Annotated in this window: 11 protein-coding genes and 1 riboswitch; of the genes, 7 read left to right on the plus strand and 4 right to left on the minus strand. The window is 41.6% G+C overall.

What is annotated here, in order from left to right; all coding sequences use genetic code 11:
• Nucleotides 1-37 precede the first annotated feature (37 nt).
• Nucleotides 38-1,411 carry a tryptophanase TnaA gene (locus tag DWW10_RS10775; RefSeq protein ID WP_007214487.1) on the plus strand — a complete coding sequence of 458 codons (1,374 nt, stop codon included), beginning with the start codon at nucleotides 38-40 and terminating at the stop codon, nucleotides 1,409-1,411.
• A 72-nt stretch (nucleotides 1,412-1,483) separates the two neighbouring features.
• Here DWW10_RS10775 and DWW10_RS10780 read toward each other — a convergent pair whose 3' ends face one another.
• The 4 genes from DWW10_RS10780 to DWW10_RS10800 form a co-directional block, all read right to left on the minus strand.
• Entirely contained in the window at nucleotides 1,484-1,714 is a 231-nt protein-coding gene (locus DWW10_RS10780) for a (4Fe-4S)-binding protein (RefSeq protein WP_007214486.1), read from the minus strand.
• A gap of 9 nt (nucleotides 1,715-1,723) precedes the next feature.
• Nucleotides 1,724-2,026 carry a GNAT family N-acetyltransferase gene (locus tag DWW10_RS10785; RefSeq protein WP_118421313.1) on the minus strand — a complete coding sequence of 101 codons (303 nt, stop codon included), beginning with the start codon at nucleotides 2,024-2,026 and terminating at the stop codon, nucleotides 1,724-1,726.
• Nucleotides 2,027-2,254: 228 nt separating this feature from the next.
• A riboswitch (cobalamin riboswitch) is annotated at nucleotides 2,255-2,459 on the minus strand.
• Nucleotides 2,460-2,491: 32 nt separating this feature from the next.
• Nucleotides 2,492-4,276 (minus strand): sensor histidine kinase, encoded by a 1,785-nt coding sequence (locus DWW10_RS10795; protein ID WP_118421311.1) that lies wholly within the window; start codon nucleotides 4,274-4,276, stop codon nucleotides 2,492-2,494.
• A complete protein-coding gene (locus DWW10_RS10800; protein ID WP_007214483.1) occupies nucleotides 4,251-4,940 on the minus strand; it encodes a response regulator transcription factor in 690 nt (229 codons plus the stop codon). Before DWW10_RS10800 ends, DWW10_RS10795 begins: the two co-directional genes overlap by 26 nt.
• Nucleotides 4,941-5,289: 349 nt before the next feature.
• Between DWW10_RS10800 and DWW10_RS10805 the strand changes: the two genes are divergently transcribed.
• From DWW10_RS10805 to DWW10_RS10830, 6 genes are all read left to right on the plus strand, one after another.
• Nucleotides 5,290-6,492 carry a hypothetical protein gene (locus tag DWW10_RS10805; protein ID WP_022393491.1) on the plus strand — a complete coding sequence of 401 codons (1,203 nt, stop codon included), beginning with the start codon at nucleotides 5,290-5,292 and terminating at the stop codon, nucleotides 6,490-6,492.
• Nucleotides 6,493-7,232: 740 nt separating this feature from the next.
• On the plus strand, nucleotides 7,233-10,376 hold the full coding sequence (locus tag DWW10_RS10810; protein WP_220395699.1) for a SusC/RagA family TonB-linked outer membrane protein: 3,144 nt from the start codon (nucleotides 7,233-7,235) through the stop codon (nucleotides 10,374-10,376).
• Nucleotides 10,377-10,399: 23 nt separating this feature from the next.
• Nucleotides 10,400-12,385 carry a SusD/RagB family nutrient-binding outer membrane lipoprotein gene (locus DWW10_RS10815; RefSeq protein WP_118421308.1) on the plus strand — a complete coding sequence of 662 codons (1,986 nt, stop codon included), beginning with the start codon at nucleotides 10,400-10,402 and terminating at the stop codon, nucleotides 12,383-12,385.
• Nucleotides 12,386-12,857: 472 nt separating this feature from the next.
• The gene (locus DWW10_RS10820) at nucleotides 12,858-13,664 is read left to right on the plus strand and encodes a DUF3805 domain-containing protein (protein WP_022392618.1); all 807 of its coding nucleotides are present in this window, start codon (nucleotides 12,858-12,860) and stop codon (nucleotides 13,662-13,664) included.
• 23 nt (nucleotides 13,665-13,687) lie between these two features.
• Nucleotides 13,688-15,559 (plus strand): ABC-F family ATP-binding cassette domain-containing protein, encoded by a 1,872-nt coding sequence (locus DWW10_RS10825; protein WP_118421305.1) that lies wholly within the window; start codon nucleotides 13,688-13,690, stop codon nucleotides 15,557-15,559.
• A complete protein-coding gene (locus DWW10_RS10830; RefSeq protein WP_022392616.1) occupies nucleotides 15,556-16,401 on the plus strand; it encodes a histidinol-phosphatase in 846 nt (281 codons plus the stop codon). The genes DWW10_RS10825 and DWW10_RS10830 overlap by 4 nt, the downstream gene beginning before the upstream one ends.
• Nucleotides 16,402-16,410: the final 9 nt, after the last annotated feature.

A 16,410-nucleotide genomic window follows, 5' to 3' on the forward strand; every position in this document is an offset into this window, starting at 1 on the left:
TTTTGTTAACTAAATGTCAATATAATAAGCAAGCACTATGGAATTACCTTTTGCAGAGTCTTGGAAAATTAAAATGGTGGAACCCATTCGGAAGAGTACCCGCCAGGAACGTGAACAATGGCTGAAAGAAGCCCATTACAATGTGTTCCAGCTGAAATCCGAACAAGTATATATCGATTTGATAACTGACTCCGGTACGGGAGCAATGAGCGATCGTCAATGGGCAGCGATGATGCTGGGCGATGAAAGTTATGCAGGTGCTTCCTCCTTCTTCAATCTGAAAGAAGTGATCACTCGTCTGACTGGTTTTGAATATGTCATTCCCACCCATCAGGGGCGTGCTGCCGAGAATGTGCTTTTCTCTTATCTGGTACATGATGGAGATATCGTTCCGGGGAACTCTCACTTTGATACCACAAAGGGACATATCGAGGGGCGGAAGGCCATTGCTCTGGATTGCACCATCGACGAAGCGAAGAATACTCAGTTGGAAATACCTTTTAAAGGCAATGTCGATCCTGTGAAGCTGGAAAAAGCGTTGCAGGAACATGGTGACCGCATACCGTTTATCATCGTTACCATTACGAACAACACGGCCGGCGGACAGCCCGTATCCATGCAGAATCTTCGTGAAGTCCGTGCTCTTGCGGATAAGTATAATAAACCTGTATTATTTGACTCCGCACGTTTTGCGGAAAACGCTTACTTCATCAAAATGCGTGAAGATGGCTATAGCGGTAAAACGATAAAGGAAATTACGAAAGAGATGTTCGACCTGGCAGATGGTATGACTATGAGTGCCAAGAAGGATGGTATCGTCAATATGGGAGGCTTCATTGCTACACGAAAAAAAGATTGGTACGAAGGTGCCAAAGGCTTTTGCGTGCAATATGAAGGGTATCTTACTTACGGTGGCATGAATGGTCGTGACATGAATGCACTTGCCACAGGACTGGATGAGAATACGGAATTTGATAATCTGGAAACCCGCATCCGTCAGGTGGAATATCTGGCAAAGAAGTTGGATGAATATGGTATTCCATATCAGCGTCCAGCAGGCGGACATGCCATCTTTGTGGATGCAACGAAGGTACTGACGCATGTACCGAAGAATGAATTCCCGGCACAGACTCTAACGGTTGAGCTATATCTTGAAGCCGGTATCAGAGGATGTGAAATCGGTTATATCCTGGCAGACCGTGATCCGGTTACCCGTGAGAACCGTTTTACCGGACTGGATTTATTGCGCCTGGCTATTCCCCGCCGCGTATATACGGATAATCACATGAACGTGATTGCAGTAGCGTTGAAGAATGTTTTCGACCGTCGTGAAAGTATTACTAATGGAGTTCGCATTACTTGGGAGGCTCCCCTGATGCGTCATTTCACTGTTCAATTGGAACGTACATAACTACTTTCTTTTTCATAATACAAATGAGGTTACCCGGATTCATGTGTTGAAGGGGGGGGAACCTCATTTCTTTTATTTATCTTCTTTCTCGTTATTCATTCTGTAACTTAATGCTCCCGACGGGCATTTCTTGATTTGAGCGATCAATTCTTCCGTCGTTGCATTTTCAGCCGTTATCCACGGTTTTTCTTTCGGATGATACACATTCGGAAGGGTCTTGGTACAAATACCTGCATGTTGGCACAGGCCGGGTTGCCAGATGATGGTCACTTCCCCGTTCGTATATTCTTTCTTTATATTCATAACTATTTATTATTGAATGTGAATACCTTTCATTACAATTCTTTTCCATTCGGGATGTTTGTGAATGTATCCCGCTACAAACGGGCAGAGAGGTACTAACCTTAGTCCTTGTTTTTCTATATCTTTTAATGCTTTTTCTACTAACTGGCTGCCGATGCCTTTACCACCCAGTTGAGTGGGTACTTCGGTGTGTGTCAGGTAAATCTCTCCATTTGTTGATTTCATATACTCAATCTTTGGAGTATATTTATCGACATGGAACTCATATTGGCGACGCTCTTCATTGTCGATCAGTTCATAATCTGCTTCCATAACTCTTCGTATTAATTGTTTACTGTATGTATAACACGCGGATGATGAAATTTGTTTTGGGAAAGTTACAGAATAAAATGTCCGGGCGAAATCCCTTCGACCGGACACCATTCAAATAAACTTGGCAGAGTTTATTGTTCCTTACTTTCTTTGAAGCAGAGTGGATGAATGAAATGATGGGACGATTTGCCCGTTTCATTAGACTCAACGCTTTTTCCTCGAAAGCAGTGATAAAAACAGTGCATGGCAGGTCTTCTGACTTGTTTCTGTTGCCAGGCGCCTTCCCGGAAGCGGACTTCCAGTGGCTATTGGTAGTTTGCCTGCAACCTATCATGAAACTTACAGCAGCGGGACTGTTCAGGATTTGCACCTGATTCCCTTTTAATTACCGTCTCCGAACAAAGACAGTAAACCAATGCATCGCAAAGATAAGGAAAAAAGTGATTAGTGGTTAGTGATAAGTGATTATTTTTCTTTTGCCAGTGTGAATACGAATTCCAATCCGCCACCCTGGTTGTTCTTGGCCGAAATGGTACCTCCATGGATGATTACCGAGTTCTTTACGATAGCCAATCCCAATCCTGTGCCGCCCAGTTTGCGTGAGCGTCCTTTATCCACCCGATAGAAGCGTTCGAATAAGCGGTTCAGATGTTCGGGAGAGACGCCTACGCCGGTATCGGCAAAACTGAAATAGTAGAAATTCTCGTCCTCGCGGAAACAACTGATATTGATGCGTATATCCGTGCCTGCATAGGCAATGGCATTGTCCATTAGGTTGCGGAAAATGGAGTATAGCAGGGAGTAGTTTCCACGCAGTTGTATCTTCGGTTTTAGGGAGTTGACTACGGTGATATGCTTTTCTTCCAGTTCCAGGGATACTTCGTTTACGATATTGCCTACCAACAGGCTGATGTCTACTTTCTCCATGTCGATCATGTTGGCGGCTTCGTCCATACGCGTTAATACGGAGATGTCGCGTAGCAGTCGGCTTAGCCGATTGCTTTGAGCATAGCATCGCTCCAGGAATGTCTGCATCTTCTCCCGCGAAATGTTTTCATTGTTCACGATGGTTTCCAAATAGCCCTGTATACTGCTGACCGGGGTCTTCAGTTCATGTGCGATGTTCTGTGTCAACTGGCGTTTCAGGCGGATCTGCTCTTCTTCCTGGGTGACGTCGTTGATGGATATCTCGAAGCTTAAGTCCTGGAATATAATACATTCCACAATAAACATACGTCCATTCTTATTGATGCTGATAGACATACGCTTTTCTTCCTTGCCCGGACGCTTGGGAGTCTTGTTGATGAAATCTGTGATTTTCTGGAACTCACTGATAGAGAATATTTCCTCTGTTGTTTGTAGGTTGGAGTCTGAAATCAGGTTGCTGTACTGTGTGAACAGGTTGTTGACCAGGATTTCTTTCTTGTCCTTATTGAATACGCCCAATCCTTCATGCGAGGTTTGTAAGTGGGTGATCAATTTCTCCCGTTCAATGTATAGCGCCTCTTTGGTTTCCCGCAGTCGCTTGTATATCTGGATGATATGCTGTGAAATCTCTCCCAGTTCGTTGTGTGGGAAGGCGGACTGTATATCTGTTTCCACAGGCTCATTCTTATCGGCACGTTTGGCAAACTCGCGTAGCTGATTGATGGCTGTCCCTAGTTTAGAGGTGAATTTGTAGAAAATGAAAATTAATAGTAATGATACGATGAGGGTAAACCAGATGTAGTGCTGGTCTGCTGCAAGGTGTCTTACAAGGTTCAGGTCATAGGGGAGGGCGGAACGTATAATGTAACCTTCACAGAGTGTGGCAGAATAGAAGTAGGGTACTCCTGTTGTTTCGGAAGTACGGCGTACATCATATCCTTTTCCTTCTGCCAGTGCCTTTTGTACTTCCGGGCGATTGACGTGATTGCCTAACTTCTGATTCTCGAAGCTGTCATATAATACGTCACCCTGTACGTTCACTACCGTAATACGTAAGTCCTGTTTGACGTACTTTTGCAGATATCGTTCCAAAGTCTTATCCCACAGACTGTCCGGGATGTGGGCAAGCTCCTGGTGCAACCGTTCATTATAGTCCTGTAGCTGTATATCCAGCAGATCTATCTTATATTCTTTTTCACGCTGGTATTGATATGCCAGGAAGCATCCGGCAAATACCAGAAACAGTGAAATGACCGAAAGAAATAACTTCCGGCTGAACGACAGGAAATGTGTGGTATTATTCAGCTTCGAAGCAGTATCCATATCCTAAGCGAGTTACGATGCATTTTCCATAAATACCTATTTTCTTACGCAAACGGGTGATATTCACATCAATGGTGCGGTCCAGTACATAGACCTCGTCGCTCCATATCCGTGCCAGTATATCTTCGCGAGAGAATACGCGTCCCTTGCTCTGGAGGAGTAAAAGTAATATCTCAAATTCCTTTTTAGTGAGAGGGGCTTCCTCCCCGTCGATACTAACTTTCTTTTTTACAATATCAATGACTAATGTCTTGTAGCTGATTTGCTCCGGTGCCCGTTCCGGTTCTCCTTGCTGGGTGCGGCGCAATACAGCTTTGACGCGTGCGATGACTTCACGCAGAGAGAAAGGTTTGGAGATGTAATCATCAGCTCCCAGATTGAAGCCGGTTACCGTATCATTTTCCGTATCCTTGGCGGTGATGAATATAATAGGTACCTGAGCGGTTTTCTTATCTTTCTTTAGTAAGCTGGCCATTTTGAAACCGGATATTTCTCCCATCATCACGTCCAGCAGCAACAGGTTGTAGCTACCGATATTCATTTTCAACGCCTCTTCGGCAGAGTTGGCCGTGTCCACTTCATACCCTTCATTCTCAAGGTTGAATTTCAGGATCTCGCAAAGGTCCTCTTCATCGTCTACAACTAAAATACGATAATCGTTCATTGCTTTTTCTAATTAATATGAGGTATTCAAAACAAATTCTCCTACCACAAAGTTATACTTTATTTCTTTTCAGCGACAAAGGTGCGGTGTTTTTGTTACGGGAAAGTGAAACACGTGTTACAATTCGGTTACATTTTAGTATGTGCTGAAGGTTATCCGGTACATACCAAGTCCGTACCAAGACCGTGTCAAAGCCGTATCAAGTCCGTATCAAGTCCAAACGTATAGGTACGGAGATGGTACGGAGTTGATCCGGTTTTGGTAGAGTGAAGAACTGTAAACTATTACTTTGGCATTCCAGTTTTTCAGTTTTTATACTTACCTTTGTCTTAATATAAATAACATTGGTATGAAAGAGTTGACTAATATAGATTTTCGGCGATATAAATGGCGTTTGCCCGCTCTGATAGCTTTATTGGTGGTTGTTGTGGCAGGTTCCTTTTGGCTGAATACGGCTCCGTTCCGTTCCGGGTTTGAGATAACGGATGAGTTGGGAGGCAACATCTTTCCTTCTAGTATTCTTTCTGTTGCGACGACAGATGCGCAAGTCATTGTTCCGGCTGATTCCTTATATGTGGGTAATTCTAAATCCTGCATTTCTATCCGGATTCGTTCGGGGAAGGCGTATAGCAGGGTGCGTATTGAAGTTGCTGAAACTCCGTTCTTTTCCCGTTCCGTATCTGAGTTTGTGTTGGCTAAACCACGGACGGAATATACGATCTATCCCGATATTATCTGGAATTACGAAGCGCTGAAGAATAATAACCAGGCGGAACCGGTAAGTGTGGCTGTTAAGGTAGAAATGAATGATAAGGATTTGGGGCAGCGGGTTCGTACTTTTTCTGTTCGCAGCATTAATGAATGTCTGTTGGGGTATGTCACGAACGGAACTAAATTTCATGATACCGGTATTTTCTTTGCGGCATACGTTAATGAGGAGAATCCGATGATTGATAAACTGTTGCGTGAAGCACTGAACACCCGTATTGTCAATCGTTTCCTGGGCTATCAAGGTGGCAATGCTGAAGTGGTGGACAAGCAAGTCTATGCTCTATGGAACGTACTTCAAAAACGTAATTTCCGTTACAGTTCTGTTTCCAATACCAGTTTGTCCAGTAATGTGGTCTTTTCCCAGCGTGTTCGCACGTTTGATGATGCACTGGAGTCTTCGCAGATTAACTGTGTGGATGGTAGCGTGTTGTTTGCTTCCTTGCTTCGTGCTATTAATATAGAGCCAATATTAGTTCGTACTCCGGGACACATGTTTGTGGGGTATTATACAGATGCCGGTCGCAAGAATATGAACTTCCTTGAAACTACTATGATTGGAGATGTGGATCTGGATGATTTCTTTCCGGATGAGAAGCTGGATTCAACGATGGTAGGTAAATCACAGAATCAAATGTCACGGCTAACATTCGATAAGTCTAAGCAATACGCTAATAATAAGTATAAGCAAAATGAAGAAGGAATACATTCCGGGAAATTGAATTACATGTTTTTGGAGATTTCTAAGGATGTGAGAAGGAAGATACAGCCTATTGGAAAGTAATGTAAAATTGAATAGTAAAGTTAAGTTCTTTGGGAACTTGGTGTATTTTCTCGATCGGCTGCTTTAGCCAAATATGGAGAAGATATCCCAAACAATACAAGCAATACTAATGATAAGTGATAATTGTTTTTCATAAGCTATATAATTTGGATTTGTTTGCAAAAATATAAATTAGTTTGATATTTGTGTTATATTAATCATTAAAAATATGTAAACGAATACTAATATATTTATTTTTCTTCTTTACTGAGACTTATATTTCATTCTTAATGCATGAAATACTACTTTTTCTAAAAATCATATTGTCTTTACTTCTGCTGATATATATGTTATATTGAAAGTATAATGTGAATAATAGTTTGTAATATTGATGAATGTATTATATTTAGTTGCTATGTGATTGTGTTCTCTTAAAACAATAATATAGCAATATTTATATTTTATATATATAAATTCTAAAAAATATAGAATGCTATTATCAAGCTGAAATAGAAATCAATTAGACTTTCATTACTTAACTGGTTTAATTGATGTGAATATTGATATTTGATTATTAATAATTAGGCTGGCTGAATTTTTATTTATTCATGCAATTATTCTTTTTAGTCAATATCAGATTCTTCGGTGAGATAAATGAGATGTTACTTATTATTAAGTAAGTATCAGGTCGTCCAGTATACAGTAAAAAAAGAGTAAGTGATCCCCCGGAAGATAATATAAAAATAATAATAAATAGGCGTTTGTTGTACTTATATATAAATGTTGATACACCAAGTTCCCAAAGTACTCAACAAGCAAAGAAAATCACGGGAAAAGTTGTAGATGCAACGGGTGAGCCAATCATTGGTGCCAGCGTATTAGTAAAGGGTACAGGCACGGGTACTGTTACTAATGTAGATGGCGGATTCTCTGTAGATGCCCAGTTGGGTAGCACATTAGTAATTTCATTCGTGGGGTATACTTCGGCTGAAATTAAGGTAGGTGCAGGAAATGTATATACAGTGACTTTGAAAGAAGATGCCCAGACTTTGAATGAAGTTGTGGTGACTGCTATGGGTATTAAAAAGGAAAAGAAGGCTTTAGGATATGCTGTCTCTGATATTAACTCAGAAGAATTATTGAAGAACAAAAATACCAATGTTATTAATTCATTGGCAGGTAAGGTTCCAGGTGTAAATATTACGCAGAGTAGTGGTGCGGCAGGTGCCGGTGCAAGTATTATCATTCGTGGTGGTAATTCTACTTCAGAAGGTCGCGAGAACCAGCCTTTGTTTGTGGTGGATGGAATTATTTATGATAACTCTACACAAGTAGTAGGGAATAGCGGTACTGATGGTATGACGCGTAGTAATACAACCTACTCAAATCGTGTGATGGATATCAATCCGGAAGATATTGAGACCATGTCCATATTGAAAGGTGCTGCTGCAGCTGCTTTGTATGGTTCGCGTGCTGCCGATGGTGCTATTATCATAACTACTAAAAAAGGTGCTGAAGGTTCTGTTAAAGTTGACTTTTCCAGTAAGTTGAGTAGTTCATGGGCTACTAAGCTACCGGAAGTTCAGACGGAATTTGGCCGTGGATATTATTCAAATAATGGTGTTCTGGATGATTTGACTTACTTGTCATGGGGAGAGAGAATCGCTTCCGGTACCCAACTATATGATAACATTGGTGACTTCTTCCAAAATGGTGCTGTTTGGGATAATAATGTTAGCATTTCCGGTGGAACTAAAAATAGTTCATTCTTTTTGTCTGCATCTAATTATGATCAAACGGGTATTGTTCCCAAAACAGGCTATAATAAAACAACAGTCCGTTTTAATGGTGAACAGAAATATGGTCGTTTGACGGTAGGTGCTAACGTTTCCTATTCTATAGCAGATACAGATAAGACATTAACTTCCGCAGGTTTATATGACGGTGGTGGTAATGGTACCATGACTGCACTTTACAGTTGGCCCCAGACCGAAGACATGTCGAAGTACTTGAATGAGGATGGTTCTAAATATCGTTTGTTTGATGGTCGTCTGGACTTGGCAAGTGATAAGGAAAATCCGTATTGGATTATAAATAAAAACAAGCTGTCGGATAATACGAAGCGCTTTACCGGTGCAGCAAATGCTTCTTTCAAAATAGCAGACTGGTGGGATGTTTCAGCACGTGTAGGTTACGACCAATATACGACGGAAGCATATACTTATATTGCTCCGGGCTCTGTTGCAAAAGAAATGTATCAGAATGGTCGTCTGAATAAGAGTGACTATACTTACAATTATATTTCAACGAATGTAATGAGTAATTTCCATAAAACCTTTGGTGATTTCGATCTGAATTTATTGGTAGGTACTACTACTGAAAGTACTGAGCGCCATAACCAAACCCATTGGGGATATGACTTTATTACGGCAGGTACAATCAGCTTTAATAATATATCGAAAGAAAACCAATTCTTTAAAGATGCTACATCAAAGAAAAGACTGGTAGGCGTATATGGTGAATTTCGTGCTTCTTATAAAAATATTGCTTATCTCACAGTCACAGGTCGTAATGACTGGTCATCTACTTTACCTATTGATAATCGTTCTTATTTCTATCCCTCCGTTAGCGGTTCATTTGTATTCACTGAGTTGTTTAGCAAGAATGATATACTTACTTTTGGCAAGGTACGTGCCAGTTGGGCGCAAGTTGGCAAGGATGCTAATGCTTATGCCACGTTAACTTATCTGGAAACTCCTATTACTTATGGTTCTTTTACAGGGGTTGGAAATCAGTATGTGCTTGGCAATGCATATTTGAAACCTGAGATCCAGACGGCATGGGAAGTAGGCACGGAATTGAGATTTTTAGGTGGACGTTTAGGCCTGGACTATACTTATTATCATAGCCAGACCAAAAATCAAATCGCTTCTCCTCGTTTGTCTAATGCAAACGGTTCCATAATGTCTTCTATCAATTCAGGTTCTGTAATCAATAACGGTATGGAAATAGCTATTACCGGTAAGCCTATTGTAACAAAAGACTTTGAATGGAATATTACTTTAAATACTTCTTATAACCGTGGTAAATTGGGTGATTTTCTGGATGGTGTGAGTATGTTCTATCCGACAGATGCGCAGTTCGGTACGGTAAAAGCTGCCTCTGTTCCGAATGGTGGTAAATTCCTCGCATTGGTTGGCAGTCGTTTTGCTTATGAAACCACCGGAGAGGATAATCAAGAAATCATTGGCGGAAGATATCAGGTTGATACTACTACAGGGTTATATAAAATTCATTCTTCTACCAGTGAAGTTGTCGGTAACCGTGAACCGAAATTTATAGGTGGTTTGAATAATACATTTCACATTAAGGATTTGACGCTTTCTTTCTTGCTTGATTTCCGCATTGGTGGTGATGTATATAACGGTACTGAATACTATATGGTGTCAAATGGATTAAGCAAACGCACCTTGGAAAATGGTCGTGAATATGTGACGGTGACCGGAGTAGACAGTAAAACTGGAGCAGATATTAATCAGACTTATTATGCTGATCAAAGTTATGATATCAATGGCGTTACATATTCCGGTAAGGCCATGATAAAGAAATATTGGGATAACTATTGTTCAAACTCCTATAACTTTATAACTTCTGTAAATTGGTTGAAATTGCGCTCTTTATCTGTCAGCTATGATTTCACGAAGCTAATAAAAAGACAGAATGTTATTAAGAGATTATCGGTAACTGCTACCGGAACAAACTTGTTTACTTGGACAAACTATAAGGGCATGGACCCTGAAGTTAGTACGGCTGGTGGTACAGGCGGTTCCGGTGCTACAGGTATTGATTATTGTAGTGTTCCGTCAACATCCAGTTTTTCTTTTGGCGTTAATCTTACATTCTAATAACTGCAAAAAAATTGAAGATTATGAAGTATTTTAAATATATAGCACTGGGTTGTTTGCTTACTTTAAGCACAACATCCTGTGAGGAGTGGCTGGATGTTAATGTCGATCCGGATTCTCCCAATAATGAAAGCGCTTTGGTTTCGAACCGTTTACCTTGGATTCAGAAATTTTATATGTATAGCGCCGGCACTGTGAATATGCGTACAGCTTGTCAGGCAGGTGTTTTTTATAGTAATAATGGTAATAACAATAAGCTGAGTGTCACATGGGCATGCCCGTCAGGTACCACCACCACTCCTTACCAGACTTGGTTTGTGGAGACTGCTGCCAATCTGAATGATTTGTATAAGAAGGCAGAACAGGAAGGAGCTTATCATTACATGGCCGCAGCCGATGTATTTCATGCCTTGGGATTTATGGAAATGCTCGACCTGTATGGCGAGATACCTTATACAGAGGCATTAGGTGCTTCACCGAGTCCTGCCTATGATGATGGGAAAACAATCTTTAATGGATGTATTGCCAAATTGGATGAAGCCATTGAACTTTTTGGAAGGGCTCAGGAAACTTCAGCTACCAGATTGATAGATGGGGATATGTGGAATGCCGGTGATGTCCAGAAGTGGTTAAAGCTTTGCTATGGTTTGAAAGCTCGCTATTTATTGAAGCTTTCCAAAAAAGCAGATTTGTTCAATCCGGATGCTATTTTAGAATGTTTGTCGAAAGCTCCTCAATCAAACAGCGATAATATATTAGTTAAATGCTATAATAGCTCTTCGGATGTAACCGATTATCTGCTTCAGGACCCTGTGATGACTAATTCCAACTGGAATGTTGCCGCTTACGGTTCCAACCAGAGGCTTTCGAAATACTATTATGATTTGCTGACTAATATGCGTGGGGCAGGCACGGTAGATCCCCGTATGACTAAAATCGTACCGGCTGCCATGTGTAATATCAAATTAAATGCTGATGGTAAGGTGCAGTCTTATGATTGGTTGCGTTCTGTGGGTGTCGATTTCTACGGAGAGTCGGCTCGTTTGACTGCCGGCGGAGAACTCTCTATCCAATCTCCTGTTTACGCTGATGCCAATAAGGATATTTCGTATGAGATTGCGGACGCAAGCAAGCGTAATGAATTTATCGCATCATTGAAAGGTAAGAAGTATACAGTGGATGGCAATAAGGTTATTGTGACTTACCCTAAAGGTTCTCCTTATGTGAATAGTACTAACTATATATATGCAGGGGATACGATCTATGTAAATTTACGTAATAACTCCTGCCTTACAGGCATGGGTGGGCAAGGTGAAATGGATATGTATTGGTATTTCCAGACTACTGCTGCTGTATCTGCCGGTGCTATTGGCTCTACGGGGTCGTTCCAGGTACGTCCTAACTCGGACTTTGAAGTTTTAACTTATCATGAAATGTGTTTTATTAAGTCTGAGGTTTATATGCGTAAAGGTGATAAAACGAAGGCCCTTGTTGCTTATAAAGAAGGCATTAAAGCTCACATGGATATGATGCAGACAAAACTGGAAGAGTGGAAAGCTGCCGGTTATGATAATAAGGATATGTGGCCGATGGACAACAGTGAGATTACTGCTTATATGGCGAGTGACGCTGTTTGCCAGGATGAAGGCAGTCTGACTATGGCTGACATTATGTTGCAGAAGTACTTAGCAATGGGATGCAGCGCTGAGAATTGGAATGATATGCGTCGTTTTAATTACAGTGCCGGTAATATCGGTAGTTTCGGTGTTGTATATCCCGGTTATCAGCGTGGTCCGCTATTTGCTGGACAGGCAGAAATAACCGGAACTTCACCTACTGATCCCATGTACTGGATGCGCCGTTGGAGATTGCCAGCCACATTGGAATTACAATATAATGCAACGAATGCCGGAGCTGCCAACTCAAAGGCTTTTGAAACAAATATTTGGTGCTATCCTATTTGGTGGGATTGTGCTACAGACGATGAATATTACGGTTATATTAGATAGCCGCTAATATAATGAAGACTCTTACTGTCTTCATTCATAAATGATGATTGAAGCAGCTGGTTCGTGAGAATCGGCTGCTTTTTGCTGTATTGGTCTATAAAATCCCTTTGTTTATAGAATGTTATTTTAAATATCTTAAAATATTGGGGATTGATGTATTTCATTGATTATCTTTGCCGCAAAGCGAAGATAAGCTGCACTTCAGCATAAAAAAAGAACTGGTTCTTTTTATTCTGCATTCGATTTGCATTATCTTTGCGCTCGAAAACGAAAATATGATTTTCATTGAAGTTTAATAGAGATTTAATAAGATATTGAAGACTATAATGGTCTTCATTCATAGATGATGATTGGGACAGTCGGTTCGTGAGAATCGGCTGTTTTTTGTTTCTGTTTGTTTGCATATCAACGGCGGTAGTGTTACTTTTGCCGGACGAGGTCAGGTGGCCTCGTTTTTAACCTCTGAATAACAATGGCACAAAGCAAGAAATTTATCTCTCCGGGAGCATGGTTTTCCATGATGTATCCCGCAGACTGGAATGAATTTGAAGATGGAGAAGGCTCTTTTCTCTTCTATAATCCTAATGAATGGACCGGAAATTTCCGTATCTCTGCATACAAAGGCAGTGCGACGTATGCCAGGGAAGTAATCCGGCAGGAACTGAAAGACAATCCTTCGGCTGCTTCCGTAAGGATAGGAAATATGGAATGTGCTTACAGTAAAGAGATGTTTGAGGAAGATGGAGCTTATTATACTTCCCACCTTTGGATTACCGGTATGGCCGATGTTGCTTTCGAATGTTCTTTTACTGTCAGTAAGGGGTCGTCTGCGGTAGAAGCCGAGGCGGTTATTGCTTCATTGGAAATACGCAAAGAGGGAGTGAAATATCCGGAAGAGATTATTCCTGTCCGCCTGTCCGAAATCTATCAGATAAATGAAGCTTTTGAGTGGGTGACAACCACTGTGAAGGAGCAACTGAAAAAAGACTTCCAGGGAATGGAAGAAGATTTGGACAGCATGCAGCAGATTATCGATGGTGGAACTATCGGTCCGAAGAAGAAAGAAGCGTGGCTCTCTTTCGGTATTGCCATCTGTGTGATTCTTGCCAATGAGGTAGATGGCCTGGAGTGGATGACTCTGATAGATGGTAATCGTGAAGCTCCTGTGCTGCAGAATCTTACTACCGGAGAATGGATTGACCCCATGAAATTAGTGTGGAGCAAAGTGAAGGCAGGGGAACCTTGCAATTTGTCAGAGACCTACAAAACCCTTCTTTAATTTTTAATTTATAATTTTTAATTGTGATTAGTTATCTTCAGATAGAGAATTTGACCAAATCGTTTGGTGATTTGGTATTGCTTGAGAATGTTGCTCTCGGTGTAGCAGAAGGACAACGTATCGGATTGATTGCCAAGAATGGTAGCGGTAAAACTACCTTACTGAATATCATTGCCGGGAAAGAGGGATATGACAGTGGAAATATATCTTTCCGCCGTGACCTCCGGGTAGGGTATTTGGAACAAGACCCGCAATATCCGGAAAACCTGACTGTATTGGAAGCCTGCTTTCATCATGGCAACAGTACCGTAGAATTGATTAAGGAATACGAACGTTGCATGGAAACGGAAGGGCATCCGGGACTCGATGAAATCCTGATACGTATGGACCATGAAAAAGCATGGGACTATGAGCAGAAGGCCAAGCAAATTCTATCTCAGTTGAAGATACGTAATTTCGACCAGCAAGTAAAGCACCTTTCCGGTGGGCAGCTGAAGCGTGTGGCACTTGCCAACACCCTTATCACTGAACCGGATTTTCTGATTCTGGATGAGCCCACCAACCACCTCGATCTTGATATGACTGAATGGTTGGAAGATTATTTGCGCCGCACCAACCTCAGTCTGCTTATGGTGACGCACGACCGATATTTTCTGGATCGTGTCTGCACCGAAATCATTGAAATAGACAATCGTCAGATTTATCAATATAAAGGAAACTATAGTTATTATCTGGAGAAACGGCAGGAACGTATTGATGCAACGAATGTCGAGATCACTCGCGCCAACAACCTGTATCGTACAGAACTGGAATGGATGCGCCGTATGCCACAGGCCCGCGGACATAAAGCCCGCTATCGCGAAGATGCTTTCTATGAACTGGAGAAAGTAGCCAAACAGCGTTTTAATAACGACAATGTGAAGCTGGATGTGAAAGCGTCCTATATCGGCAGTAAGATATTCGAGGCGGACCATGTGTACAAATCATTCGGTGACCTGAAGATATTGGAAGACTTCTCTTACATCTTTGCCCGTTATGAAAAGATGGGTATTGTGGGAAATAATGGTACCGGTAAATCTACTTTTATCAAAATCCTGATGGGAGAAGTAAAGGCAGACAGTGGAACAATTGATATTGGTGAGACGGTGCGCTTCGGTTATTACTCGCAGGATGGCTTGCAGTTTGATGAACAAATGAAAGTCATTGATGTGGTGCAGGATATTGCCGAAGTCATAGAACTGGGTAATGGCAAGAAGCTGACTGCTTCCCAATTTCTGCAGCATTTCCTGTTCACCCCCGAAACCCAACATAGCTATGTATATAAATTGAGTGGTGGAGAACGCCGCCGCCTGTACTTGTGTACGGTACTGATGCGCAATCCTAACTTCCTTGTATTGGATGAGCCTACCAACGACTTGGATATTATCACTCTGAATGTGCTGGAAGAGTATTTGCAGAATTTCAAGGGTTGTGTGATTGTGGTTAGCCACGACCGTTATTTTATGGATAAAGTCGTAGACCACTTATTAGTGTTCAATGGTCAGGCGGACATTCGTGATTTCCCCGGAAACTATACGCAGTATCGTGACTGGAAAGAAGAAAAAGCCCGCCAAGAGAAAGAAAAAGAGGCTGCTAAACCGCAGGAAGACAAAACTTCTAAAGTACGTCTGAATGAAAAGCGACGGATGTCCTTTAAGGAGAAGAGAGAGTTCGAACAACTGGAACAGGAAATTGCTGCCTTGGAAGAAGAAAAGGCCAGTATTGAGATTGCTTTATGCAGTGGTACCCTGTCTGTAGATGAGCTGACAGAGAAGTCCAAACGTCTGCCTGAGGTAACCGATCTGATTGATGAAAAGACTATGCGTTGGCTGGAACTTAGTGAGATAGAAGAATGAATTTAACTAACTATCATAGTCATAGCTTGTATTGTGACGGACGTGCTAATATGGAAGACTTCATCCGCTTTGCCCTGAGCGAAGGATTTACGTCTTACGGTTTTTCATCTCATGCTCCGTTACCGTTCCCTACTGCCTGGACCATGGAGTGGGATTGCATGGATGATTACTTGGCAGAATTTCGTCGGCTGAAAGCTAAATATGCCGGACAGATAGAATTGTATATAGGTTTGGAGATCGACTATCTGAATGAAGAAAGTAATCCTTCTGTTGCCCGTTTCCGGGAATTGCCATTGGATTATCGCATTGGTTCGGTACACCTGCTTTACAATGATAAAGGAGAGGTTGTAGATGTAGATGTTACAGCAGACAAATTCCGTAAACTGGTGGACGAAGAGTTCGGAGGTGACTTGGTACGAGTGGTGCATCTCTACTACGAACGTCTGATGCGCATGGTTGAATTAGGTGGATTTGATATTGTGGGGCATGCCGATAAAATGCATTATAACGCTGCTGCTTATCGTCCCGGTCTATTGGATGAGCCTTGGTACGATGCTTTGATACAAGAATATTTTGATGCCATTGTCCGTAAGGGATATATTGTAGAGGTCAATACGAAATCATATCTTGAATTGGGTACTTTCTATCCCAACGAACGTTACTTCCCTGTATTGTTGGAGAAGGGGATCCGCGTGCAGGTGAATAGTGATTCCCATTATCCAGAGCGTATAAACAACGGACGCCTGCAAGCCTTGGCGGCCTTGCAAGCGTCCGGTTATCACACTGTCACGGAGATGTACAATAATGAGTGGAAAGATATGCCACTAATCATTCATACATGACTCCTGTGA

Origin of the sequence: Bacteroides intestinalis (assembly GCF_003464595.1) — a bacterium.
GTDB lineage: Bacteria > Bacteroidota > Bacteroidia > Bacteroidales > Bacteroidaceae > Bacteroides > Bacteroides intestinalis_A.

Coding starts and splice junctions, on each gene's coding strand:
- DWW10_RS10775 (WP_007214487.1), top strand. CDS start 38: ATGGAATTACCTTTTGCAGAGTCTTGGAAAATTAAAATGGTGGAACCC.
- DWW10_RS10780 (WP_007214486.1), bottom strand. CDS start 1,714: ATGAATATAAAGAAAGAATATACGAACGGGGAAGTGACCATCATCTGG.
- DWW10_RS10830 (WP_022392616.1), top strand. CDS start 15,556: ATGAATTTAACTAACTATCATAGTCATAGCTTGTATTGTGACGGACGT.
- DWW10_RS10785 (WP_118421313.1), bottom strand. CDS start 2,026: ATGGAAGCAGATTATGAACTGATCGACAATGAAGAGCGTCGCCAATAT.
- DWW10_RS10800 (WP_007214483.1), bottom strand. CDS start 4,940: ATGAACGATTATCGTATTTTAGTTGTAGACGATGAAGAGGACCTTTGC.
- DWW10_RS10820 (WP_022392618.1), top strand. CDS start 12,858: ATGGCACAAAGCAAGAAATTTATCTCTCCGGGAGCATGGTTTTCCATG.
- DWW10_RS10795 (WP_118421311.1), bottom strand. CDS start 4,276: ATGGATACTGCTTCGAAGCTGAATAATACCACACATTTCCTGTCGTTC.
- DWW10_RS10805 (WP_022393491.1), top strand. CDS start 5,290: ATGAAAGAGTTGACTAATATAGATTTTCGGCGATATAAATGGCGTTTG.
- DWW10_RS10815 (WP_118421308.1), top strand. CDS start 10,400: ATGAAGTATTTTAAATATATAGCACTGGGTTGTTTGCTTACTTTAAGC.